The organism is Mycobacterium sp. SMC-13 (assembly GCF_045311035.1).
Classification (GTDB): domain Bacteria; phylum Actinomycetota; class Actinomycetes; order Mycobacteriales; family Mycobacteriaceae; genus Mycobacterium.
This window is the reverse complement of record NZ_JBJIAI010000008.1, coordinates 246,531-268,376: the sequence shown is the minus strand read 5'-3', so window position 1 is coordinate 268,376 and position 21,846 is coordinate 246,531. Positions and strand designations below refer to the sequence as shown.

The window sequence follows — 21,846 nt, the reverse complement described above, 5'->3', positions numbered from 1 at the left end:
GCCCAGTAATTCCGGACAACGCTCGCACCCTACGTATTACCGCGGCTGCTGGCACGTAGTTGGCCGGTGCTTCTTCTCCAGGTACCGTCACTTACGCTTCGTCCCTGGTGAAAGAGGTTTACAACCCGAAGGCCGTCATCCCTCACGCGGCGTCGCTGCATCAGGCTTGCGCCCATTGTGCAATATTCCCCACTGCTGCCTCCCGTAGGAGTCTGGGCCGTATCTCAGTCCCAGTGTGGCCGGTCACCCTCTCAGGCCGGCTACCCGTCGTCGCCTTGGTAGGCCATTACCCCACCAACAAGCTGATAGGCCGCGGGCCCATCCCACACCGCAAAAGCTTTCCACCACACACCATGAAGCGCGTGGTCCTATTCGGTATTAGACCCAGTTTCCCAGGCTTATCCCAAAGTGCAGGGCAGATCACCCACGTGTTACTCACCCGTTCGCCACTCGAGTACCCCGAAGGGCCTTTCCGTTCGACTTGCATGTGTTAAGCACGCCGCCAGCGTTCGTCCTGAGCCAGGATCAAACTCTCCAAACAAAAACTCCCCATCCACAGACAGGGCGGAATCCAGTTCAGAACAATCTGACCTAAACAAAAGACACCAAAAACTGGCATCAAAAAAACAACCACACCCCACAAACGGGAAAACACGAGGTGCAGTCAAAAAACAACAAACAAAAACCACCAAACACACTATTGAGTTCTCAAACAACACGCCTTTTTCGGGCAACCCCACCAACCTACTATCTCTTGGTCGGGCTGTCAAGCTCTTGCTCTGGGCTTTTTCGGCCCCGCTCGTTCTTGACGTTGAATAGATTAGCGGGCCGATCTTGATTTTACAAAACGCCTGCATACGGCCGGTTTTTGGGCGAAAACACGTCGCACAGGGGTCCGTCGGGACCGTCAGCGCGACACGCCAATCCCCGTCAACTGACCCGTTCGACCTCCGCGCCCAGACTCACGAGGTTCTCCACGAACAACGGGTACCCGCGATCGATGTGGAAAACGTCGTGAACCTCGGTGTCGCCATCGGCGACCAAGCCCGCCAACACCAAACCGGCGCCGGCGCGAATATCCGATGCCCACACCGGGGCACTCGACAACTGCGGAATTCCGCGGACCACCGCGTGATGTCCGTCGGTCCGGGCGTCGGCCCCCAGGCGGATCATCTCCTCGACGAAGCGGAACCGTGCTTCGAACACGTTCTCGGTGATCATCGAGGTGCCCTCGGCGATGCATGCCAGGCCGATGGCCATCGGCTGCAGGTCGGTCGGGAATCCCGGATACGGCAGCGTCGCGACGTTCACGGCCTTCGGCCGTTCGTACTGCACGACGCGGAAACCGTTGTCGTGCTGGGTGACGGTCGCGCCGGCATCGTGAAGTTTGTGCAGCACCAGCTGCAGGTGTTGCGGGTCCACCCCAGTGACGGCGACGTCACCGCGCGTCATCGCCGCCGCAATTCCCCAGGTCGCGGCCACAATCCGGTCACCGATCACCCGGTGCTCGGTCGGATGCAGCTTGTCCACGCCGGTGATGGTCAGAGTCGAGGTCCCGCCCCCACTGACCTTGGCACCCATCTGGTTCAACATGTCGCAGATATCGACGATGTCCGGTTCCCGCGCGGCGTTGTGGATGACCGTCACACCCTCGGCGAGCACGGCCGCCATCAGGATGTTCTCGGTCGCACCCACCGACGGGAACTCGAGCTGAATCTCGGCGCCACGCAGGTGGTCCGCCTCGGCGACCACGCAGCCGTGCTCGATGTTGCATCGCGCGCCGAGCTGCCGCAGACCGGATTGGTGCATGTCGAGGGGCCGCGAACCGATCGCGTCACCGCCGGGCAGCGCGACTTTCGCCTTCTTGCAGCGCCCCACCAATGGGCCGAGCACACACACCGAGGCGCGGAACTGCCGGACCGCGGCGAAGTCCGCGTCGTACTTCGGCTCGTCGGGCGACGTGATTCGGGCAACATCGCCTTCGAGCTCGACGGTCGCCCCGAGACCGCGGAGCACCTCCGCCATCAATGGCACATCCAGGATGTCCGGACAGTTGGTGATCGTGGTCGTGCCCTCGGCCAACAACGCCGCGGCCATCAGCTTGAGCACGCTGTTCTTCGCGCCCCCCACGGCAACTTCGCCGGACAACCGGCTACCCCCGGTCACCACGAAACGCTCGCTCACGCGGCTAAGTGTAAACAGCGGCGAGGGCCGGTGTCAGACAACGAACAGGTCACCGCGGGTACGGTTTCACCCATGGCCGTGCACCTGACCCGCATCTATACCCGGACCGGTGACGATGGGTCGACCGGGCTCAGCGATTTCAGCCGGGTGTCGAAGAACGATGCGCGCCTGGCCGCCTACGCGGACTGTGACGAAGCCAACGCCGCGATCGGCGTCGCGGTCGCCGCGGGCGCCCCGGACGAACGAATCCGCTTGGTACTCCTGCAGATTCAGAACGATCTCTTCGACGCCGGCGCAGATCTGTCGACCCCGGTTGTCGAGAATCCCGAATACCCGCCGCTGCGGATCACCCAGCCGTACATCGACCGGCTGGAAGCCTGGTGTGACGAATTCAACGAGCCGCTGTCGAAGCTCACGTCGTTCATCCTGCCCGGCGGCACTCCCCTGTCGGCATACCTGCACGTGGCCCGAACCGTGGTCCGGCGCGCGGAGCGAGCGGCCTGGCAGGCGATCGAGGAACACGGCGATTCGGTCAGCGTCCTGCCGGCGAAATATCTGAATCGGCTGTCGGACCTGCTGTTCATCCTGTCGCGGGTCGCGAACCCGGATGGCGATGTGCTGTGGCAGCCCGGCGGTGGGACGCCGCAATCCGACAACACCGGAACTCAGTAGGGGAATTCAGACCGCGCGGCGGCGTGACCGCGGCGACGGCCGGGCCTCCAGCCACGACGTGAAAGCCGTCAAAGCCCCACGGTCCAAAGCGATTTCGTAACCGTTGCGCCGTTCGGGACTGTTGTCGCGCAGCTCGAGAATGACCGTTTCGATGGTCATGATGTCGAATTCGTCGCCCCGTGGGGCGCGGCGCCCAACAACTTCCAGGCCACGACGGGACAGCGTCCGGTCGGGCCACCAGCGCAGGCTCGACAAACGATAAAAGCCGGCCTCACCACCGCGGTAGCGCATGACTCCATGCCGCCACCCGTGGCCGCCGGCAGCTGGGTAGTCGCGCAGGATGGCGGCAGTACCGCCAACCTGACGCAACTTCCACAGCCGATAACTCAGTGCGGCAACAGCCAGCACCAACACGCCGACGAGCGCGACCATCATCAACATGGACGCGCTCATCGGAGTATCAGTCGAGCTGGCCTACGGCGCGCAGACGCGCCCGGCCCCACGCAGCGGTCGCCTCGTCGTCGGACGCGGCATCGGCCTTGGCCGCATGCGCATCGATCTCCGACTCCAGCGCCGCATCTTCAACCAGAATCCGCACGGTGTCCTCGGTTACCGAGAGGAACCCACCGGACACGGCGATCCGCAGATCATCCTCGCCCTCACGCTCGACCCGGACCATCGCGTCCTCGACCAGCTGGCCGACCAACGGGATGTGCCGGGGCAGGATGCCGATCTCACCGGCGGTGGTGCGAGTGAAGACGAATGTGGCCTTACCTGTCCACAGCGCGCGCTCGACGGCGACGATCTCGACGTCCATTTCGGCCATGTCACACCACCTTTCGTGCTCGGGTAACTACGGAGATCACAGCTTGGCGCCGAGGCTTTCGGCCTTCTTCGCCAGGTCGTCGAGACCACCGATGAGGAAGAACGCCTGCTCGGGCAGGTGGTCGAAGTCGCCCTTGGCGAGACGGTCGAACGCCTCGATGGTCTCCTTCAGCGGCACCGTCGAACCCGGCTGGCCGGTGAACTGCTCGGCGGCCATCATGTTCTGGCTCAGGAAGCGCTCGATCTTACGGGCGCGGTACACCAGCACCTTGTCCTCTTCCGACAGTTCATCGATACCGAGGATGGCGATGATGTCCTGAAGGTCCTTGTAACGCTGCAGGATTCGGATGACTTCCTGCGCAACCCGGTAGTGCTCGTCGCCGACGATGCTGGGGTGCAGGATCGTCGAGGACGACGCCAGCGGGTCCACGGCCGGGAAGATGCCCTTGGAGAACACCGCACGAGAAAGCTCGGTGGTGGCATCCAGGTGGGCGAACGTGGTGGCCGGGGCCGGGTCGGTGTAGTCGTCGGCGGGCACGTACACGGCCTGCATCGAGGTGATCGAACGACCACGGGTCGAGGTGATGCGCTCCTGGAGCTCACCCATCTCGTCGGCCAGCGTCGGCTGGTAACCCACGGCCGAAGGCATACGACCCAGCAGGGTCGAGACCTCGGAACCGGCCTGGGTGAACCGGAAGATGTTGTCGATGAAGAGCAGCACGTCCTGGTTCTGCTCGTCGCGGAAGTACTCGGCCATGGTCAGGGCCGACAGGGCGACGCGCATACGGGTGCCTGGCGGCTCGTCCATCTGGCCGAACACCAGCGCGGTGTCCTTGAGCACGTTGGCGTCCGCGAGCTCGACCCACAGGTCGTTGCCCTCACGGGTGCGCTCACCGACACCGGCGAACACCGAGGTACCACCGAAGTTGCGGGCAATACGGTTGATCATCTCCTGGATCAGAACCGTCTTACCGACACCGGCACCACCGAACAGGGCGATCTTGCCACCGCGCACGTACGGGGTCAGGAGGTCGACGACCTTCAGACCGGTCTCCAGCATCTCGGTGCGGGGCTCCAGGTCGGCGAAGGCCGGCGGCTTGCGGTGGATGGACCAGTGCTCGAACTCCTTGCCGTAACCCGGCTCGTCGAGGCAGTCACCCAGGGCGTTGAACACGTGGCCCTTGACGCCGTCGCCGACGGGCACCGAGATGGAGGCGCCGGTGTCGCGGACGTCGGTGCCACGCACCAGGCCGTCGGTCGGCTGCATCGAGATGCAGCGCACCAGGTTGTCACCGAGGTGCTGGGCGACCTCGAGGGTCAGGGTCTTGGCCAGCGCACCGAAGGTGATGTCGGCGTGCAGAGCGTTGAACAGCTCGGGCACAGAGCCACGCGGGAATTCGATGTCCACCACCGGGCCGGTGATGCGAACCACGCGACCAGTGGTCTTGGTCTCTACGGCAGAAGTCATATCTCTCTTCGCTTCCTACGGGGCCTATTTCGCGTCGGCCAGCGCGTTGGCGCCACCGACGATTTCGCTGATTTCCTGGGTGATCTGGGCCTGGCGCTCGCGGTTCGCGGCGAGGGTCAGGGCCTTGATCAGGTCGTCGGCGTTGTCCGTTGCCGACTTCATGGCGCGTCGACGCGAAGCCGACTCCGAGGCCGCGGCCTCAAGCAGTGCCGCGTAGACACGGGTCGCGATGTAGCGCGGGAGCAACGCGTCGAACAGCACGTCCGCACTCGGCTCGAACGAGTACAGGGTGTGGACCTCGGTCGGCTCTCCCGTGTACTCGACGGCCAGCGGGGCGATCCGCACGGCCTCGGCCGTCTGCGACAGCATCGACCTGAACTCGGTCGACACGATGTGCAGTTCGTCGACGCCCAGGACGCCGTCGGCACCCGGTTCGTCACCCTCGTCGTCCGCACCCGCCATGAACGCCGTCACCAGGGTGTCGGCGATCTCCTTGGCGTTGGCGTACTCCGGACGCTCCGAGAAGCCGGTCCAGGACTCGGCGACGGCGCGCTGACGGAAGCTGTAGTACCCCAAGGCCTTTCGGCCGACGACGTACAGCACCGGCTCCTTGCCCTCGTTGCGCAGCAACGTGAACAGTTCCTCGGCCCGACGCAGCACGTTGGCGTTGTAACCGCCGCACAGGCCGCGGTCGGACGACACCACCAGGACCCCGGCACGCCGCGGGTTCTCCCGCTCCACGAGCAGCGGGTGGTCCAGCGCGCTGGCCCCCGCAAGCTCGGTGAGCATGTTGGTGATCTCGGTGGCGTAGGGCCGGGCTGCATCAACCCGGGCCTGCGCCTTGGCGATCCGCGACGTGGCGATCAGCTCCTGCGCCTTCGTGATCTTCTTGATCGACGAGGCGGATTTGATACGTCCGCGTAGCTCGCGCAGTGTGGCTGCCATTGGTTACCTAGGCCTTCTTCGGTGCCGGCTTGTTGACCTTGACCGACTCCTGGCCGAGCTCAGCAGGATCCAGGGCCTCGGCCTCGGCTTCCTTGACAACGACCGAGCTGCCGTCGGAGGCGGCGAAGCCCTTCTTGAACTCGTTGATGACCGAGACCAGCTTCTCCTCGTTCTCCTCGGAGAGCTTCTTGGTCTCCTTGATCCCGGTGAGGATGTCGGCGTGGCTGGCCTTCACGTGCTCCAGCAGTTCGGACGAGAAGCGCGAAACGTCTTCGGCCGGAACCGAATCCAGGTGGCCCTGGGTACCGAGGAAGATCTCGATGACCTGGTCCTCGACGGCCAGCGGGCTGTACTGCGGCTGCTTCAGCAGCTCGACCAGGCGCACACCGCGGTCCAGCTGAGCCTTCGAAGCGGCGTCCAGGTCCGAGGCGAAGGCCGCGAAGGCCTCCAGCTCGCGGTACTGCGACAGGTCCAGACGCAGCGAGCCGGCAACTTCCTTCATCGCCTTGATCTGGGCGGCACCACCGACGCGGGACACCGACACACCGACGTTCACGGCCGGGCGGACACCCTGGTTGAACAGGTCGGACTCCAGGAAGCACTGACCGTCGGTGATCGAGATGACGTTGGTCGGGATGAACGCCGAGATGTCGTTGGCCTTGGTCTCGATGACCGGCAGACCCGTCATCGAACCGCCACCGAGCTCGTCGGACAGCTTCGCGCAACGCTCCAGCAGACGCGAGTGCAGGTAGAAGACGTCACCCGGGAACGCCTCGCGGCCCGGCGGGCGACGCAGCAGCAGCGAGATGGCGCGGTAGGCGTCGGCCTGCTTGGACAGGTCGTCGAACACGATCAGGACGTGCTTGCCGTTGTACATCCAGTGCTGACCGATGGCCGAGCCGGTGTACGGGGCCAGCCACTTGAAGCCGGCGGGGTCAGAGGCGGGAGCCGCGACGATGGTCGTGTACTCCATGGCGCCGCCCTCTTCCAGCGCGCGCTTCACGCTGGCGATGGTGGTGCCCTTCTGGCCGATCGCGACGTAGACGCAGCGCACCTGCTGCTTCGGGTCGCCGGTCTCCCAGGCCTCGCGCTGGTTCAGGATGGTGTCGACGCACACGGCGGTCTTGCCGGTCTTGCGGTCACCGATGATCAGCTGACGCTGGCCGCGGCCGATCGGGGTCATGGCGTCGATGGCCTTGATACCGGTCTGCAGCGGCTCGCTGACGCTCTGACGCTGAACGACGGTCGGGGCCTGCAGCTCGAGGGCACGACGGGTCTCGGCCTTGATCTCGCCCTGGCCGTCGATCGGCTCACCCAGCGGGTTGATGACGCGGCCCAGGAACTCGTCGCCGACCGGCACCGAGAGCACCTCGCCGGTGCGCTTGACCTGCTGGCCCTCTTCGATCTTCTCGAACTCACCCAAGATGACCGCACCGACGCTGTGCTCGTCGAGGTTCAGGGCCACGCCCAGAACACCGCCGGGGAACTCGAGGAGTTCCTGGGTCATGACCGAGGGCAGACCCTCGACGTGTGCGATGCCGTCACCGGCGTCGACGACAGTGCCGATCTCTTCACGATCGGTCGAGGCCGAGAACGTCGTTACGTAGTTCTCGATGGCACCTTCGATATCAGCAGCCGAGATTGTCAACTCTGCCATGGTTTTTGGTCTTCCTAGTCTTGGGTGTTTCGGAGTTAGTCGGGCAGCCGGTTGGAGGCGGCGGCCAGTCGTGACGAGATGGAGCCGTCGATCACCTCGTCGCCGACGGTGATGGTCAGACCACCGAGGAGGCTCGGGTCGACATGCAGCTGGACGGACACCGGGTGACCGTAGATGCGGGTCAGGACCGACGTCAGTCGGGTGCGCTGGGCATCCGACAGGGCTGCGGCCGCTTCGACGTGGGCAACCACCTCGCCGCGGCGGGCGACTGCCAGCTCGGCCAGATCAAGGACGGCCTGGTCGGCACGCTCACCGCGCAGCAGGCTCACGGTCTGCGTCAGCAGCGCCTTGACGGTGCTGTTGACCGAGCCGTTGGCACCGGTGAGGACCTTGTCCAGCAAGGCAACTCGGCCGTCGACCGGGGTGCCGTAGTCACCGAGCAGCGTCGAGAGGCGCGGCTGCGCGTCCAGCACACGGCTGAACCGGAACAGCTGATCCTCGACCTCGGCGACGTCACCGCTGACCTCGGCCCGCTTGATCAGTGCCAGGCGAGCGACGTGCTCGACGGCGTCGACCAGGTCGGACTGCTCCGACCACCGCGAAGACACCGCGGAACGCAGCAGCTCCAGTGCGTTGGCGCCGATCTTGCCGGACAGCACCGCGTCCAGCAGAGCGACCTTGGGGGCCGGGTTGTCGGCGGGCTCGGCCAGGTGCCGGCCGAGGTTGACCTCGGTCAGCAGCAGGCGGGCGACGGCGGCCAGATCATCGGCGAGCGCGGTCAGCGCGGCCGCATCCAGGCCGTTGGCGGTCGCGTCGAACTTCTCGACCAGCGCGGTCAGTGATTCCCGGCTCGCGGCCCGCAGCTTCACCTCGGCGTGGGTACCGACCTCGGCCGAGGACGGGGCCATCTGCTCGAGATCGTCGAGGAAGCGGTCGACGGTGCCGGCCTGCGCGCCGGGCTCGGCGACGTAGCGCCGCACCAGCTCGTCGGCCTTGGCGACGGATTCCGCGCCCAGCTCCTGACGGAGCTCGCGGATGACGCCCTGACGCATCAGCTCGACGTGCTGGCCGCCCTGTGCCTTGATCCGCTCGGCGTCGATGGCGGCCTGCTCGGTGAGCTGCTCCACGATGCGCTGCGAATCGTGCCGGGCCTCGTCGGTCACTTTGGCCGACTCGGCCTTCGCGTCGGCAAGAGCCTTGGCGTGCATCTTGTCGGCGTCGGCGAGTTTCTGTGCGGCTTCGGCACTTTCGGCCAGCGCGACGCGAACGGCCTCCTGCTGCTTGGCCATCATGCCCTTCACCGGAGGTACCACGTACTTCCAGATGATGGCCACGATGACGGCAAAGCCGATCAGCTGCCCGATGAAGATTTCCATCTACTGGCTCCCGCCTGATTTCACGTCAGCCGCCAACTCGACGCCGAGAATGCGGCTCGCCAGCGTCTGGGACAGGTTGTCGACCGACGACTGCAGTTCGGTCTGTGTGGACTGCCGCTGTGCGGACAGTGCCTGGTCGGCACCCTTGAGGGTTTCGGCCACCTCACCACTCGCCGCTGCACGCGCCTGGTCGACGACCTTGCGGCCCTCGTTGCGGGCCTCGTCACGGATGGCCGAAGCCTCCGTGCGAGCGCTCGCCATCGCCGCGTTGTAGTCCGCCTCTGCGGCGGCCACCTGCTCAGCCGACTTCCGGTTGTCAGCAGCGGTCTTGGCCAGCATTTCCTCGCGTTCGACCAAGACCTTGCTGATCGGTGGCACAACCCACTTGCCGATCACGCCGAGCACGATCAGGAAGATGATCAGCACGACGAAGAAGGTCGCGTTGGGGATCAGGAAGTTCTGACCCCCGCCGCCTTCCGCTGCTGCCTGGCCCGAGGCCAGGATGGTTGCGCTCAATTCACCCATGTCGACGGATTACGACAGGCCCGGGGTGGCGAACACGAAGAGCGCCATGAAGGCCAGGTTGATGAAGTACGCGGCTTCCACCAGACCGACGGTGATGAAGAACGGGGTGAACAGGCGGCCCTGGGCCTCCGGCTGACGGGCGATGCCCGAGATCAGCGCGTTACCGGCGATACCGTCACCGATACCGGCACCGATGGCGCCACCGGCCATGATCAAGCCACCGCCGATGAGGGCGCCCTGGATGATAGTGGCGTTCGTTGCTGCGTCGGCCATTCTCTTTTTCCTCCTTGGTAACTGGTAGCTGCGCTACCAGGGTCTTATTTGTGGTTCCTACAGGTCTTGCGGGTACTCAGTGGTGCTCGTCGAGTTCCATCGACTGGCTGAAGTACAGGATCGTCAGCAGCGCGAAGATGAACGCCTGGATGAGGCCGACGAACAGGTCGAAGGTCTTCCAGATGGCGTTCGGCGCCCACTGCACGTACCACGGGAACATCGCGATCAGCGCGACCAGGATGCCGCCGGCGAACATGTTGCCGAAGAGTCGGAGAGACAGCGAGACCGGCTTGGCGATCTCCTCGACGATGTTGATCGGCGCCAGGACCGCGACGTGGCCCTTCAGCAGCTTCTTGAAGTGGCCGAAGACGCCCCGGCGCCAGATGCCCGCAGCGTGGTAGCAGAGGAACACGAACAGCGCGAGCGCCAACACGTAGTTGATGTCCGAGGCCGGCGGGGCCAGCAGTTCCTTCGCGCCACCGTCTTCCCCACCGAACTGCACCGGCAGGACCGACAGCCAGTTGGAGATCAGGATGAAGGTGAAGATCGTGACGGCCAGCGGGAGCACGAACGGCGCGATCTTCATACCGATCGCGGTCTCGATCTGCTGGCGCATCTGGATGGTGATGGCCTCGAAGAACAGCTGCACACCGCCCGGCACACCGGTGGAGGTCACCTTGGCCTTCACGAAGAACGCCAGCGCGATGACGATGACCGCGGCCACGCTGGTGGCGATGATCGTGTCGACGTTGAAGGTGTAGCCCCACAGCTCGTGCTGCTCGTGGTGGCCGACCTCGATGGCGGCCTCGGCGGTGAATTGTTGAATCACTTGGGTCGTCAGTCCTTTGCTTCTGATCCGTCGTGTGCTTCTGGTTGGTCGCCGCCGCCACCGTTACGTTGGCCGGCGCGGACCTTCTTCATCACCGGCAATGCGGTGCTCATGACAAGAATCGCCTGGAACAATGCCACCCCGAACAGCACGCCGATACCGGTTGGCTTGAAGAACCACGTGATCAGCAGGGCGATCACCGAGATGGCGACCAACCGCATGGCGGAGTTGGCGGCCATCTGCATCTTCAGGGGGTGGTCCTTGGCGGTGACCTTGGCAACCGCGCGACGGACCATCATGGCGTTGGCCAGACCGAGCGCCATCCCCAGACCGAAGAAGGCGCCGAACTTCAGATTGCCGCTCACTGCGTAGCCGCCACCGAGTGCGATGGCTGTCACGAGGAGCGAGATAGCAAACAAACGCACGGGCTGAAAAGCCACTGCCGGCAACACCAAAGGCGCGTCCTGCGCTGGTGTCGTCATGGTGTTCACCTCAATCCCGCGGTCACGAGTGCCGTCCCCATATACCTGGCAATCCTGTGTGCGTGCCCACAGAGCGTATCGAAGGTCACATCGAGCGCGTCGGGCACACTGGAATCACCCAAGGGGAAGCTCCCTTTGTCGGTCGTCATTCGGCGCCGATCGGCTTGTGTGAACCGATGGGCCGGGCCGGCAACCCGCGAGGTTTTTCGGGTTCTGCCAGAACCGTACCACATGGTGAGCACCCGAAAACGGGCACCTACTACTTTTTGTCGTACTCGCCTTCTGGCAGGTCATCGCGCCGCCGCAGGAGCGGAATCAGGGTGAAGATGGCGGCCAGCAGGATGGCCCCGAGCATCACCGCACCGGTGTACCGCGGGTCGAAGAAAATGGTGCTGGCAGCCCCCAGCGCCACGATGCCCACCCATAGGTAGATCAACAGCACGACGCGTCGGTGCGAGTGACCGATCTGCAGCAGCCGGTGGTGCAGATGCATCTTGTCGGGACTGAACGGGCTGAGTCCGGCACGGGTGCGGCGCACGATGGCCAGCAGCATGTCGAGGGCCGGTACGAACATCACCGCAACGACCAACAGGAATGGCGACAGCAAAGCAAACACGTCGCGCGCGCCGTAGGCGTTCTGCGAGATCGGGCCCGCCGCGGTGGTCGACGCCGCCGCCAGCATCAGGCCGATGAGCATGGACCCGGAGTCGCCCATGAAGATGCGGGCCGGGTGGAAGTTGTGCGGCAGGAAGCCCAGGCACGCGCCGGCGAGCACCACGGAGATGACGGCGGGCGGGTAGAACAGCACGTCACCGCCGTGGTCGCGCAGCAGCCCGACCGAGAAGATGCAGATGGCCGACGCGGTGATGAGTCCCAGCCCGGCGGCCAGACCGTCGAGGCCGTCGACGAAGTTCATCGCGTTGACGATCGACACCGTCAGCGCCAGGGTCAGCAGGATCGACGACGCCTGGTCCAGCACGATGGTGCCGACGCCGCCGATCGGGATGTACAGCACACTCCACGCGACGCCCATGGTGACCAGGACGCTGGCCGCGGTGATCTGGCCGGCGAACTTCGTCAGGGCGTCCAGGCCCCAGCGATCGTCGATCAGGCCGATCAGCATGATCAGGCCGCCCGCCACCACCACCGCGGGCATACCGGACGAATAGACGAAACCTCGGGTCAGTGCGGGCAATTGGGACGCCAGCAGGACGGCGGCCGCCACCCCGATGTACATGGCCAGCCCGCCCATCCGCGGGACCGGCTGGACGTGGACGTCGCGTTCGCGCGGATAGGCCACGGCGCCGAACCGGAACGCCAGCGCCCGCACCCAGCCCGTGGCGAAGTAGGTGATGATCGCCGCGGTCAGACCGACCAGCACGAGCTCCCGGAGGGGAACCCCGGTGCCGCGGTCGATCTGCGCGAGCAGCCGGCCTGCGTCGGCAACTACGGTCACGACACCTCGCCGGTCAGGGACTCCGCTTCGACTCCGAGCACTTCGGCGATCTGCGCGAGCGAGATCGGCCCTTCGCGCAGCACCCGCGGCGTCGCGCCGGTCAGGTCGACGATCGTGGACGCGGCCTGCTTGGTCGCCGGTCCCGCGTCCAGGTACACCTCGACCTTGTCGCCCAGCTGCGCCCGCGCCTCGTCGGCGTTGACCGCGGGCGGTTGGCCCGAGATGTTGGCGCTGGACACCGCCATGGGGCCGACCTCACGCAGCAGCTCGATCGCCACCGGGTGCAAGGGCATGCGCAGCATGACGCTGCCGTTGGTGTCACCGAGGTCCCACGACAGCGACGGGGCCTGCCGCACGACCAGGCTCAACGCGCCGGGCCAGAACGCCTCGATCAGATCCCGGGCCGCCGGGGGCACGGCGTAGACGAGCCCGTCGATGGTGCGCCAGGAACCGACGAGCACCGGGACCGGCATGTTGCGGCCCCTCCCCTTCGCGGCCAGCAGCGCCGCGACGGCCTCGCTGTTGAAGGCGTCGGCACCCAGGCCGTAGACGGTGTCGGTGGGCAGCACGACCAGGCGGCCGCCCTTGAGCGCACTGATAGCCGAGGCGATCCCGGTGGCGCGCTTGGCCGCATCACCGCAGTCGAACGTCTCCATCCATCACTCCTCACGCAAGCGTTTCGTCGGTTGCCATGACCCGTTTTACCGTCGGGTCGCGGTGACGAACCGGGGCCGCCCGGTCAGGTCGCGCCGCGCGGTGATGTCACCGAACGTACCGTCGCGGTCCAAGGCGGCCACCACCTGATCGGCTGTGGTGTCGTCGTGTTCGATGCCCAACTTGCCGCCGGGACGCAGCAACCGGGCCGCCAGCGCGATGATCGGCACGATGACGGACATGCCGTCGGGCCCGCCGAACAGGGCGCCGGCCGGGTCGTGGTCGATGACCTCGGGGTCGAGGTCGGCGCCGTCCGGGATGTACGGCGGGTTGGACACCAGCAGGTCCACTGTGCCGGTCCTGTCTGACAGCAGGCTGGGAACGGTGACGTCGGCTTCCAGCACCTCGACGACGCTGCCGGCACAGTTGCGCCGGGCATAGACCAACGCCTCCGGGGACTTCTCGACGGCCACGACCTGCGCCTGTGGCCAGGTGTGCGCCAGCGCCAGGGCCAGCGCTCCCGAGCCCGTGCACAGGTCCACGATCACCGGACTCGGCGGCAACGGCTGGTTCATGGCCCACTCCAGCAGGGCCTCGGTCTCCGGCCGGGGAATGAACACCCCCGGACCGACGTGCACTTCCACCGGACCGAATGCCGCGGTTCCGATCAAGTGCTGCAAGGGAATTCGTTGTGCGCGACGCGCGATGAGGTCGCCATAGCCGGCGAAGAACGTCGGGTCCGGCTCGACGAACAGCAGCCGGGCCCGATCGACTCCGGCGATGTGCGCCGCCAGGTACTCGGCGTCGACGCGGGCGGAATCGATGCCCGCTGCAGCCAACGTCGCGGTGGCCTCGTCGAGCGCCTGCCGGATGCTATTCACCCTCGGCGAGCCGGGCCTGCTTGTCGGCGGCCGCGAGGGCGTCGAGCAGCGCGTCCATGTCGCCGTCGAGCACCTGGTCGAGGTTGTGGGCCTTGAAGTTGATGCGGTGGTCGGCGATGCGGTTCTCCGGGAAGTTGTAGGTCCGGATGCGCTCGCTGCGGTCGACGGTGCGGATCTGGCTGGCGCGGTCCGCGGAGGCGTCGGCGGACGCCTGCTCCTCGGCCAGCGCCTGCAGACGCGCGGCGAGCACCACCATGGCGCGGGCCTTGTTCTGCAGCTGCGAGCGTTCGTTCTGGCAGGTGACGACAATGCCGGTGGGCAGGTGCGTGATGCGCACCGCCGAGTCGGTGGTGTTGACGCCCTGACCGCCCTTGCCGGACGAACGGTAGACATCGATCCGCAGGTCCGATTCGTCGATCTGCACCTGCTCGACGTCTTCGGGCTCCGGGTAGACGAGAACGCCGGCGGCCGAGGTGTGCACGCGGCCCTGCGATTCGGTGACGGGCACGCGCTGCACGCGGTGCACACCGCCCTCGAACTTCATGCGCGACCACACGCCGTCGGCCGAATCGCCCTTGCTGGCGATGGTGATGGTGGCGTCCTTGTAGCCGCCGAGGTCCGACCACGTCTCGTCGAGCACGGTGACGGTCCAGCCGTGGCGCTCGGCGTACCGGATGTACATGCGCGCGAGGTCGGCGGCGAACAGCGCCGATTCCTCGCCGCCCTCACCGGACTTCACCTCGAGGACGACGTCGTCGGCGTCGTGCGGGTCGCGCGGGGCCAGCAGGTCGGTCAGCTTGGCGTCGAGCTCGGCGACGCGGGCTTCCAACTCGGGCACCTCCGCGGCGAACGCGGCATCCTCGGCGGCCAGCTCGCGGGCCGCCTCGAGGTCACCCCGGGCGGCCTCGAGCTTGCGGTAGGTCACGACGATCGGCGACACCTGCGCGAACCGGCGACCGACCTTGCGGGCGGCGCCGGCGTCGGCGTGCAGGTTCGGGTCCCCCAGCTGCCGCTCGAGGTCGGCGTGCTCGGCCAGCAGTGCCTCGATGCGGGGCGCGGTATCGGTCTGTGCCACTTTCGGACTCCTGCGGTTGTTCTGGGGTGCCGGATGCTGGATACGAAAACGGCGCCCGGACCTGACGCGAATGCGACAGATCGGGCGCCGTTGACGAAGCTAGCTCTCGGACGCGGCCTTCGAGCCGGCGTTGCGCTTGCCGTACCGCTTCTCGAAGCGGGCCACGCGGCCGCCGGTGTCGAGAAGCTTCTGCTTGCCCGTGTAGAACGGGTGGCACTGCGAGCACACCTCGACCACGATGTGGCCGCTTTCCTTGGTGCTACGAGTCTGGAAGCTGTTGCCGCAACCGCAGACCACGGTGGTCTCGACGTATGCGGGGTGAATACCCGATTTCATTTCATGGTCCTCTGTGATCGATGGCGCCGGGTCGCCCGAGAATTCGGACGTGAACCGGAGCCGAGGGGGTTCGGCGGTCGATTATGCCAGGTCAGCCGCCAAGGTCCTAAACGCGTTCGGGCCGGCGACTATTCCGCGGCACCGCACTGCCCCAGCTCGGCGAGGCGACGCTCCAGAAATCGTCGCTCCGGTTCGGTCGTCGCCAATGCCAGCGCGCGCTCGAAGGCGGTCCGCGCCTCTCCGGTGCGGCCCAAGCGACGCAGCAATTCCGCCCGGGTTGACGGCAGATAGCGATAATCGCCCAGGTCAAGGGCATCGATGAGCTCCAGCGCCCGGGCGGGATCGCCGGCCTCGGCGACAGCCACCGCACGATTGAGCGCCACCACCGGCGATCCGGTGAGCGCTTCGAGCCGCTCGTACAGGACCACGACCTCGGGCCAGTCGATCTCCTCGTCGGCCTGCAGCGAGGCGATGGCGGCCTGCAGGACGTACGACCCGTCAACGAGCCGCAGGGCCAGCGCGCGGTCCAGTGCGGCCCGCCCGGCGTCGACCTTGGCCTGGTCGTACCGCGTGCGGTCCTGCTCGGCGAGCGGCACCACCCGACCGTCGACCACACGGGCCGCGCGCCGCGAATCGTGCAGCAGCATCAAGGCCAGCAACCCGTAGGCCTCGGGTTCGTCGGCCAAGAGGTCGGCGAGGAGACGGCCGAGGCGGATCGCTTCGGCGGCGAGGTCATCCCGCTCGGTGAAGCCCTGGTTGAAGATCAGGTAGATCACCGCCAGCACCGTCGCCACGCGGTCGGGCAGCAACCGGTCGGCCGGCAGGGCGAACGGGATGTTCGTCGCCTTGATCTTGGCCTTGGCGCGGGACAGGCGACGCTTCATGGTGTCCTCGGAGACCAGGAACGCCCGCCCGATCTCGGCAGTGGTCAGCCCGCCGAGCGCCCGCAGCGTGAGCGCCACCTGGGCGTCGCGCGCCAGGGCCGGATGGCAGCACATGAAGATCAGCTGCAGCCGGTCGTCGCCGATGGTGCTGTCATCGAGGTCGATGTCATCCATGGTGATTGCCTGTTGATCGGCATGGAGCAGCCGGGTTTTGGCGCGCAGCGTCTGCTCGCGGCGCAACCGGTCGATCGCCACGTTGCGGCCGGTCCGCACCAGCCAGGCCACCGGCGCATCGGGCACACCGTCGCGGGCCCACCGCTCGGCAGCGCGGACGAATGCCTCCTGCGCGGCATCCTCGGCGAGTTCGAAATCGCCGAGGATGCCGATGAGCGCGGCCAGGACCCGGCCCCACTCGCGCTGGAAGATCGCCTCGATCAGTGGGCCAACTCCCCCGGCAACTCGACCAGCGGACGAACTTCTACGGCCCCGCCGAGGCGCACCGCCGGAATCCGCTTCGCCCATTCCAGGGCCTCGTCGAGATTGTCGGCTTCGATGACGAAGTAGCCGGCGAACACCTCTTTGGTGTCGGCGTACGGGCCGTCGGTGATCAGGCCGTCACCCCGCAAGGTGGTGGCCGTCTCGACGGGTTGCAGGTGGCCGCCGCCCACGCACTGCGGCTCGAACCGCATGGCCATGTACTCCGCGCTCAGGGCGGCCTGCTCGTCTTCGGTGAGCTCGGCGTCGTGGCTACCGGGACGGGTGTAGATCAGCGTTGCGTATTTCATCGGTGTCTCCTTCTGGGTTGATCGTCCAACAGCAGTGAGACGAACGGGGACCCAATGTGGGGACACGATCGCCGAAATCAGTTTTCGGCGAGTGGCGCGTACTCCGTGCCGTCGCGTTTCCACAGCACCCGGCGGGCCGGATCGGTGCCCAACGCAACCAGTTCCCGCTTGAGAATCTTGTTGGTCGCGGTGCTGGGCAGGTCGTCGGCGATCCAGACGTACCGCGGCCAGGACTTCGGGGACAGGTCCGGCTGCGCGGCCAGGAATTCCGCGAACGCCTTCGGGTCGAGGGCCTGGCCGTCGCGCAGCACCATGGCGGCCATCACCTGGTCGCCGACGAACTCGTCGGGCACCGGGTAGACCGCGACGCGGCTGATCACCGGGTGCCGCAACAGGATTCGTTCGATGGGCGCCGCCGTGATGTTCTCTCCGTCCACGCGCATCCAGTCGGCGGTGCGGCCCGCGAGGTAGATCCAGCCGTCGGCGTCGCGGTAGGCCAGGTCCCCCGACCAGTACATGCCGTGCCGCAGCCGTTCGTCCGTCGCACCCTGGTCGTTGTGGTAGCCGCGGAACATGCCGCTGCCGTTGGTGTTCACCAGCTCGCCGGTGGCCGCCTCGGCATTGATCAGCGCGCCGGTCTCGTCGAAGCGGGCCACCTCGCACTCCTGGACGGTCTCCGGGTCGTAGACGGCGACACCCGGGAAACCCTTGCCGACGCTGCCGGCCGGCGTCCCCTCGGAGCGGGTGATGATGATCGCGAGCTCGGTCGAACCGAAGCCATCCCACACGCTGCAGCCGAAGCGGCGGCTGAACTCGTCGATGTCGCGGTCGGCGGCCTCGTTGCCGAACGCCACCCGCAGCGGATTGTCGTGGTCGTCGGGCTGCTCGGCGGTGGCCAGGATGTAGGCCAGCGGCTTGCCGACGTAGTTCATGTAGGTCGCGCCGTAGCGGCGGATATCCGGGAGGAAACCCGAAGCGGAGAACTGCGCGGGCGCCATCGCCGCGCCGGCACCGAGTGCGACGCCCCAGCCCGCGTAGACGCCGTTGGAGTGGAACAGCGGCATCGCCAGATAACAGGTGTCCTTCTCGGTCAGCTCGTAGCGCTGCACGAGTGCCGCCGCGGAGAACAGCACGATGGAGTGCGCCACCTCGACGGCCTTGGGCTCACCGCTGGTGCCGGAGGTGAAGATCATCATGAAGGTGTCGTCGGGCCCGACTTCACGATGTGGGGTCAGGTCCTGCTGCGGCCACTCGGTCGCGGTGACGTCGACGATGGTGACGCCGGGCAGGCTGAGGCCGGCGAGCAGATCGCGGTGTTGGGCGTCGACGAGGACGATCTGGCATTCGACGCGGGCGATGTCGCGGGCGAGCGCCGCACCGCGACGGGTGTTGTTGATGCCGCACAGCACGTAGCCGCCCAGGGCCGCGGCAGCCAGCGCCGTGAGCATGTCCGGGGTGTTGCCCAGCAGCGTGCCCACATGCAGCGGCCGCATCGGGTCGGCCTGGCCGATCAGGGCGGCGGCCTGCGCCCGGGCTCCGGCGACGTACTCTCGCCAGGTCCAGGTCGCCTCGCCGTACTTGACGGCGACGGTGTCCTGGTCGGCGCGTTCGCGAAGCAACTGCTGAAGGGTGTCCGCCATGTGGGCTCCCGGGGCATGGGCGATCACGAGAACCACCCGAGTGAACAGATTCCTGGAAGTGTCTACCATGCTTGACGGGTAGCGCACTAGCGTCAGCGCCCTGGCAGAATCGTCGTTCGCCCGGTTGACATGTGAGGAGACATCCCGGTGGCAAGCCCAGAATCCCCGAAGAGCGTGCGTGATCGACTGATCGACGCCGCCGAAGAGTGCATGCGCGCCAAGGGAATTCGCGCCACGACGGTATCCGAGGTCGCCGAGGCCGCCGGCGTCTCCCGCGGCTGGCTGTACCGGCACTTCCCGGACAAGGTGACGCTGCTGGGCGCCGCGATCGTCCGGCTCAACAACGCCTACTGGAGCGACGCGCACGCCATGCTGGCGTCGATCGAAGGCCTGGACAACCAGATCGTCACCGGAATCCAGCACGGCCGCACCGCCTATGACGATCCCGGGGCCCTGCTGATGAAGTTGCGCGTCGAGGAACCCGACGAGTTCGCCGCCTGCGCCGGCGCCGGCGTGCAGGGCCTGGTGCCCGACCTCGCCGATTTCTGGTCCCGCTACCTCGTCGCCGCCCGCGACAACGGCGAAATCCACCCCGACACCGACATCGACGACGCCGCCGAGTGGATCGCCCGCGTCATCCTGTCGCTGGCCACGATGCCCGGGCAGCGGCTGGACGCCAACAACGCCGACGAACTGCTCGCGCACGTGCGCCGCTACGTGATGCCGGGACTGAAGGCCCAGCCGTAAACCAGCCGGCGAACTGGTTGTCGGCGCGGACTTCGGCTTTCCCAAGCGCGAAACCAACCAGATGGCGGCTTTCGGCCAAGTTTCCCGCCACCCGGTTGGTTTCGTGTTCCACTCAAAATGTCGAAGCCCCCAAATCGGCTGATTTGGGGGCTTCGGCGCGGGCTGGGGCCTAGTCGGCGTCCATGTTGCCCGGGGCCGTCTTCGAGACCTGAACCAGGAACTCGTAGTTGGTCTTGGTCTTGCGCAGCTGGCTCATCAGCAGGTCGATGGCCTGGTGCGGGTCCAGACCCGACAGCACCCGACGCAGCTTGTGCACGATCGCGAACTCGTCCGGGCCGAGCAGCAGCTCGTCCTTGCGGGTACCGGACGGGTTGACGTCGACGGCCGGGAACACGCGGCGCTCGGCGATCTTGCGGTCCAGCTTGAGCTCGGCGTTACCCGTGCCCTTGAACTCCTCGAAGATGACGGTGTCACCGGTGGAGCCGGTCTCGACCATCGCGGTCGCGATGATGGTCAGCGAGCCGCCGTTCTCGATGTTGCGTGCAGCACCGAGGAAGCGCTTCGGCGGGTACAGCGCGGTGGAGTCGACACCACCGGACAGGATGCGGCCCGACGCCGGCGACGCGTTGTTGTACGCGCGGCCGAGGCGGGTGATCGAGTCCAGCAGCACGACGACGTCCTTGCCCTGCTCGACCAGGCGCTTGGCCCGCTCGATGGCCAGCTCGGCGGCCTGGGTGTGGTCTGACGGCGGCCGGTCGAAGGTCGAGGCGATGACCTCACCCTTCACCGAGCGCTGCATGTCGGTGACCTCTTCCGGACGCTCGTCGACGAGCACCACCATGAGGTGGCATTCCGGGTTGTTCTTGGTGATCGCGTTGGCGATGTCCTGCATGATCGTCGTCTTACCGGCCTTCGGCGGGGACACGATCAGCGCACGCTGGCCCTTACCAATCGGCATGATCAGGTCGATCACACGCGTGGTCAGCCGCTCCGGAGTGGTCTCCAGGCGCAGCCGCTGGTTCGGGTACAGCGGGGTCAGCTTGGTGAAGTCGGGCCGGTTGCGCGCGGCTTCGACCGGACCACCGTTGACGCTGTCCAGACGCACCAGCGGGTTGAACTTCTGGCGCGGGTTGTTGCCGCCACCGGTGTTCTCGCCCTCGCGCGGGACCCGCACGGCGCCGGTCACCGCGTCGCCGCGGCGCAGGCCGTTCTTGCGGACCATGTTCATCGAGACGTAGACGTCGTTCGGTCCGGCCAGGTAGCCCGAGGTGCGGACGAACGCGTAGTTGTCCAGCACGTCGAGGATGCCGGCGACCGGCTGCAGGACGTCGTCCTCGCGCAGTTCGGTCTCGGCGTTGCCGCCCTGGTTGTCGCCGCGCTCGCCACGCCGGCGACGGTCGCGGTCCCGGAACCGGCGGCCACGACGGCCCTGGCGGCTGTCGTCGTCGTCATTGTTGTTGGCGTTGTCGCCCTGGTCACGGTTGCCGCTCTGGTCGCGGTTGCCGCCCTGGTCGCGGTTGCCACCCTGGTTGCGGTTGCCGCCGCCCTGGTTGTCGCCACCGCGGTCGCGGTTGCCGCCCTGGTTACCTTCGGCCTTGTTGCCGCCCTGGTTGCTGTTGTCGGCGTTCCGCTCGCGGTTGCGCTCCTCGCGCGGGGCCTCGGCGTTGTCCGTGTTCTCGCCCTTGTCGGCCTTTTCGGCGGGCTTGTCACCGGCGTCGACGGCGTCACCGTCGGCGGGCGCACCGGCCCGGCGCGACGCGCCACGGCGCTCGCGGCGCGGGGCCTGCTCGGCGGCGGGGGCGGCAGCGTCGCTGTCGGTGTTCGCGGCCGGGGCCTGGGCTTCCTTGGCCTCGGTGGGGGCGTCGGTGCCGTTCACGGCCTCGGCGGCCTTGGTCTCGTTCTTGGCTTCGGCCTTGGCGGCCTTGGCTTCGCTCTTGGCGCCGTTGGCCTCGCCACGGTGTTCCCGGATGGCGGCGATCAGTTCGCTCTTGCGCATGCCGGAGGTGCCCTTGACGCCGGCCTCGGCGGCGAGCGCGCGCAGGTCGGGGAGCAGAAGACTGGTCAGCGATCCGGAGCGTCCGGCCGCCGGCGCTTCAGTTGCCGGGGCATCAGTGTTGCCGTCGGCGGTGAAGAGGTCCGTATCAGTCACGGA

Annotated in this window: 22 protein-coding genes and 1 rRNA gene; 2 read left to right on the top strand and 21 right to left on the bottom strand. The window is 66.8% G+C overall.

Translation table 11 applies throughout. The annotated features are described in order from the left end of the window. Positions 1–541, bottom strand: a 16S ribosomal RNA gene (locus tag ACJH6I_RS14765); the annotation flags it as partial. A gap of 389 nt (positions 542–930) precedes the next feature. Next, positions 931–2,184, bottom strand: a complete 1,254-nt coding sequence (gene murA / locus ACJH6I_RS14760; RefSeq protein ID WP_060998843.1) for a UDP-N-acetylglucosamine 1-carboxyvinyltransferase — start codon at positions 2,182–2,184, stop codon at positions 931–933. Positions 2,185–2,256: 72 nt separating this feature from the next. On the opposite strand from murA, the gene ACJH6I_RS14755 reads away from it, so the two are divergent. Further along, positions 2,257–2,856, top strand: a complete 600-nt coding sequence (locus ACJH6I_RS14755) for a cob(I)yrinic acid a,c-diamide adenosyltransferase (RefSeq protein WP_318986523.1) — start codon at positions 2,257–2,259, stop codon at positions 2,854–2,856. Positions 2,857–2,862: 6 nt separating this feature from the next. Here ACJH6I_RS14755 and ACJH6I_RS14750 read toward each other — a convergent pair whose 3' ends face one another. The 18 genes from ACJH6I_RS14750 to fadD1 form a co-directional block, all read right to left on the bottom strand. Further along, entirely contained in the window at positions 2,863–3,309 is a 447-nt protein-coding gene (locus tag ACJH6I_RS14750; RefSeq protein WP_212812495.1) for a DUF2550 domain-containing protein, read from the bottom strand. 7 nt (positions 3,310–3,316) lie between these two features. Next, positions 3,317–3,682 carry a F0F1 ATP synthase subunit epsilon gene (locus ACJH6I_RS14745; protein WP_020104136.1) on the bottom strand — a complete coding sequence of 122 codons (366 nt, stop codon included), beginning with the start codon at positions 3,680–3,682 and terminating at the stop codon, positions 3,317–3,319. 36 nt (positions 3,683–3,718) lie between these two features. Continuing rightward, entirely contained in the window at positions 3,719–5,149 is a 1,431-nt protein-coding gene (gene atpD, locus ACJH6I_RS14740) for a F0F1 ATP synthase subunit beta (RefSeq protein WP_029105840.1), read from the bottom strand. A 24-nt stretch (positions 5,150–5,173) separates the two neighbouring features. Beyond that, positions 5,174–6,094, bottom strand: a complete 921-nt coding sequence (locus tag ACJH6I_RS14735; protein WP_318986524.1) for a F0F1 ATP synthase subunit gamma — start codon at positions 6,092–6,094, stop codon at positions 5,174–5,176. A 7-nt stretch (positions 6,095–6,101) separates the two neighbouring features. Continuing rightward, positions 6,102–7,751: a F0F1 ATP synthase subunit alpha gene (gene atpA / locus ACJH6I_RS14730; protein WP_212812497.1), complete on the bottom strand. Its 1,650-nt coding sequence runs from the start codon at positions 7,749–7,751 to the stop codon at positions 6,102–6,104. Positions 7,752–7,786: 35 nt separating this feature from the next. After that, a complete protein-coding gene (locus tag ACJH6I_RS14725; RefSeq protein ID WP_212812498.1) occupies positions 7,787–9,127 on the bottom strand; it encodes a F0F1 ATP synthase subunit B/delta in 1,341 nt (446 codons plus the stop codon). Next, positions 9,128–9,652 carry a F0F1 ATP synthase subunit B gene (locus ACJH6I_RS14720; protein WP_212812499.1) on the bottom strand — a complete coding sequence of 175 codons (525 nt, stop codon included), beginning with the start codon at positions 9,650–9,652 and terminating at the stop codon, positions 9,128–9,130. It abuts the gene before it with no gap. A gap of 9 nt (positions 9,653–9,661) precedes the next feature. Next, entirely contained in the window at positions 9,662–9,925 is a 264-nt protein-coding gene (locus tag ACJH6I_RS14715; RefSeq protein ID WP_020104130.1) for a F0F1 ATP synthase subunit C, read from the bottom strand. 76 nt (positions 9,926–10,001) lie between these two features. Beyond that, on the bottom strand, positions 10,002–10,754 hold the full coding sequence (gene atpB / locus ACJH6I_RS14710) for a F0F1 ATP synthase subunit A (protein ID WP_174814043.1): 753 nt from the start codon (positions 10,752–10,754) through the stop codon (positions 10,002–10,004). Between the two features lie 8 nt (positions 10,755–10,762). After that, positions 10,763–11,236 carry a hypothetical protein gene (locus ACJH6I_RS14705; protein ID WP_029105839.1) on the bottom strand — a complete coding sequence of 158 codons (474 nt, stop codon included), beginning with the start codon at positions 11,234–11,236 and terminating at the stop codon, positions 10,763–10,765. A 259-nt stretch (positions 11,237–11,495) separates the two neighbouring features. Continuing rightward, on the bottom strand, positions 11,496–12,692 hold the full coding sequence (locus tag ACJH6I_RS14700) for a glycosyltransferase family 4 protein (protein ID WP_043397025.1): 1,197 nt from the start codon (positions 12,690–12,692) through the stop codon (positions 11,496–11,498). Beyond that, positions 12,689–13,348, bottom strand: a complete 660-nt coding sequence (locus ACJH6I_RS14695) for an L-threonylcarbamoyladenylate synthase (protein WP_318986526.1) — start codon at positions 13,346–13,348, stop codon at positions 12,689–12,691. The genes ACJH6I_RS14700 and ACJH6I_RS14695 overlap by 4 nt, the downstream gene beginning before the upstream one ends. A 45-nt stretch (positions 13,349–13,393) precedes the next feature. Next, the gene (gene prmC / locus ACJH6I_RS14690; RefSeq protein ID WP_318986527.1) at positions 13,394–14,227 is read right to left on the bottom strand and encodes a peptide chain release factor N(5)-glutamine methyltransferase; all 834 of its coding nucleotides are present in this window, start codon (positions 14,225–14,227) and stop codon (positions 13,394–13,396) included. Beyond that, the gene (gene prfA / locus ACJH6I_RS14685) at positions 14,220–15,302 is read right to left on the bottom strand and encodes a peptide chain release factor 1 (RefSeq protein WP_318986528.1); all 1,083 of its coding nucleotides are present in this window, start codon (positions 15,300–15,302) and stop codon (positions 14,220–14,222) included. Before prfA ends, prmC begins: the two co-directional genes overlap by 8 nt. A 99-nt stretch (positions 15,303–15,401) precedes the next feature. Then, positions 15,402–15,638, bottom strand: coding sequence for a 50S ribosomal protein L31 (gene rpmE / locus ACJH6I_RS14680; RefSeq protein ID WP_212812502.1), 237 nt, complete (start codon positions 15,636–15,638; stop codon positions 15,402–15,404). 128 nt (positions 15,639–15,766) lie between these two features. Then, entirely contained in the window at positions 15,767–17,044 is a 1,278-nt protein-coding gene (locus tag ACJH6I_RS14675) for a sigma-70 family RNA polymerase sigma factor (protein ID WP_318986529.1), read from the bottom strand. Further along, on the bottom strand, positions 16,957–17,307 hold the full coding sequence (locus ACJH6I_RS14670) for a YciI family protein (protein WP_318986530.1): 351 nt from the start codon (positions 17,305–17,307) through the stop codon (positions 16,957–16,959). Before ACJH6I_RS14670 ends, ACJH6I_RS14675 begins: the two co-directional genes overlap by 88 nt. A gap of 77 nt (positions 17,308–17,384) precedes the next feature. Further along, positions 17,385–18,947, bottom strand: a complete 1,563-nt coding sequence (gene fadD1, locus ACJH6I_RS14665; RefSeq protein WP_318986531.1) for a fatty-acid--CoA ligase FadD1 — start codon at positions 18,945–18,947, stop codon at positions 17,385–17,387. Between the two features lie 147 nt (positions 18,948–19,094). Between fadD1 and ACJH6I_RS14660 the strand changes: the two genes are divergently transcribed. Beyond that, a complete protein-coding gene (locus tag ACJH6I_RS14660) occupies positions 19,095–19,694 on the top strand; it encodes a TetR/AcrR family transcriptional regulator (protein ID WP_212812505.1) in 600 nt (199 codons plus the stop codon). Between the two features lie 169 nt (positions 19,695–19,863). On the opposite strand, the gene rho is transcribed toward ACJH6I_RS14660, so the two are convergent. Beyond that, the gene (gene rho / locus ACJH6I_RS14655; RefSeq protein WP_318986532.1) at positions 19,864–21,843 is read right to left on the bottom strand and encodes a transcription termination factor Rho; all 1,980 of its coding nucleotides are present in this window, start codon (positions 21,841–21,843) and stop codon (positions 19,864–19,866) included. Positions 21,844–21,846 lie beyond the last annotated feature (3 nt).

Excerpts from the sequence above, each read along its gene's own strand:
- atpD (WP_029105840.1), bottom strand. The coding sequence starts at position 5,149 with ATGACTTCTGCCGTAGAGACCAAGACCACTGGTCGCGTGGTTCGCATC.
- ACJH6I_RS14675 (WP_318986529.1), bottom strand. The coding sequence starts at position 17,044 with ATGGGCGAAGCGGATTCCGGCGGTGCGCCTCGGCGGGGCCGTAGAAGT.
- ACJH6I_RS14720 (WP_212812499.1), bottom strand. The coding sequence starts at position 9,652 with ATGGGTGAATTGAGCGCAACCATCCTGGCCTCGGGCCAGGCAGCAGCG.
- ACJH6I_RS14745 (WP_020104136.1), bottom strand. The coding sequence starts at position 3,682 with ATGGCCGAAATGGACGTCGAGATCGTCGCCGTCGAGCGCGCGCTGTGG.
- fadD1 (WP_318986531.1), bottom strand. The coding sequence starts at position 18,947 with ATGGCGGACACCCTTCAGCAGTTGCTTCGCGAACGCGCCGACCAGGAC.
- rpmE (WP_212812502.1), bottom strand. The coding sequence starts at position 15,638 with ATGAAATCGGGTATTCACCCCGCATACGTCGAGACCACCGTGGTCTGC.
- ACJH6I_RS14725 (WP_212812498.1), bottom strand. The coding sequence starts at position 9,127 with ATGGAAATCTTCATCGGGCAGCTGATCGGCTTTGCCGTCATCGTGGCC.
- atpA (WP_212812497.1), bottom strand. The coding sequence starts at position 7,751 with ATGGCAGAGTTGACAATCTCGGCTGCTGATATCGAAGGTGCCATCGAG.
- ACJH6I_RS14715 (WP_020104130.1), bottom strand. The coding sequence starts at position 9,925 with ATGGCCGACGCAGCAACGAACGCCACTATCATCCAGGGCGCCCTCATC.
- ACJH6I_RS14695 (WP_318986526.1), bottom strand. The coding sequence starts at position 13,348 with ATGGAGACGTTCGACTGCGGTGATGCGGCCAAGCGCGCCACCGGGATC.
- ACJH6I_RS14670 (WP_318986530.1), bottom strand. The coding sequence starts at position 17,307 with ATGAAATACGCAACGCTGATCTACACCCGTCCCGGTAGCCACGACGCC.
- ACJH6I_RS14705 (WP_029105839.1), bottom strand. The coding sequence starts at position 11,236 with ATGACGACACCAGCGCAGGACGCGCCTTTGGTGTTGCCGGCAGTGGCT.
- ACJH6I_RS14750 (WP_212812495.1), bottom strand. The coding sequence starts at position 3,309 with ATGAGCGCGTCCATGTTGATGATGGTCGCGCTCGTCGGCGTGTTGGTG.
- ACJH6I_RS14735 (WP_318986524.1), bottom strand. The coding sequence starts at position 6,094 with ATGGCAGCCACACTGCGCGAGCTACGCGGACGTATCAAATCCGCCTCG.
- ACJH6I_RS14755 (WP_318986523.1), top strand. The coding sequence starts at position 2,257 with ATGGCCGTGCACCTGACCCGCATCTATACCCGGACCGGTGACGATGGG.